Below are 817 nucleotides of genomic sequence, written 5' to 3'. Positions count from 1 at the left end.
TTTTATTTAAAAGATTTTTCTTGACAAGTTATGATAAAGTATGAAATAATTACGATATAGGAGGTCTAAACCATGGATAAAGTTATTAAAACTCCAAACTATTTGCGTTCAATGCTCATAGGTGCAAGCGCATTGGTTCTACCAACTTTTTTTCAAAATCAAGATATTCCTAAAGTAGAAGTGGATAAACTTACTGCCGGCCAGCGGGTTCAACTGGATTACTCCCGTTCGTTGAAGGAGATAAAAGAGGAGGCAGTTAAATTTGGATACAAAGCAAAATGAACTAAAACAAATAGATACTATTGTTGAGGAAGTCGAAAGGTTACCAAAAGAAGAAAGACAGGTAGTCCTTGAAAAATTAGAAATATACCAAGGGGACTTACCTCATCCAGATATATTACAAGGTTATAATAAGTTGTATCCTGATGCAGCTAAACGAATCATTGAAAACGGTATTGCAGAAACTGAACATAGACGAAAAATGGAAGAAAGATATCTTTCTGGGAATATATTAGCCCATCGCTTAGGACAAATACTAGGTTTCATTGTGGCCTTAACAATTGTTGGAAGTGGCACTTTTTTGATATTTACAGGCCATGCAATCGCAGGTTCTATCATGACTGGAACTACTGCATTAGGGGTAATTGGTCTATTTACAGGGAATGCTAATAAAAATAACTAATCTCCAGCAGACCACTGGGGCTTTTTGTTATCAAAAAACACAGTAAAGTACAGTTGCCTATTCGTTCAAAATTGCCATTTTGTCAATAATGGTTGCGAGATTTGATTTCTATTTGCTCAAAATGGGCAAAATGAC

The 817-nt window shown here is 35.3% G+C and carries 2 protein-coding genes; both read left to right on the top strand.

The genetic code is table 11. The features are described from left to right. Nucleotides 1-72: 72 nt before the first annotated feature. On the top strand, nucleotides 73-282 hold the full coding sequence (locus C1G53_RS03755; protein WP_105117739.1) for a hypothetical protein: 210 nt from the start codon (nucleotides 73-75) through the stop codon (nucleotides 280-282). Beyond that, entirely contained in the window at nucleotides 263-682 is a 420-nt protein-coding gene (locus tag C1G53_RS03750) for a DUF2335 domain-containing protein (RefSeq protein WP_105117738.1), read from the top strand. Before C1G53_RS03755 ends, C1G53_RS03750 begins: the two co-directional genes overlap by 20 nt. The last annotated feature ends 135 nt before the right edge of the window (nucleotides 683-817 follow it).

This window comes from Streptococcus suis (assembly GCF_002960445.1).
Taxonomy (GTDB): Bacteria; Bacillota; Bacilli; order Lactobacillales; family Streptococcaceae; genus Streptococcus; species Streptococcus hyiners.
The sequence above is the reverse complement of the archived record's forward strand: the minus strand, read 5'-3'. Positions and strand labels throughout refer to the sequence as shown.

Excerpts from the sequence above, each read along its gene's own strand:
- C1G53_RS03755 (WP_105117739.1), top strand. The coding sequence starts at position 73 with ATGGATAAAGTTATTAAAACTCCAAACTATTTGCGTTCAATGCTCATA.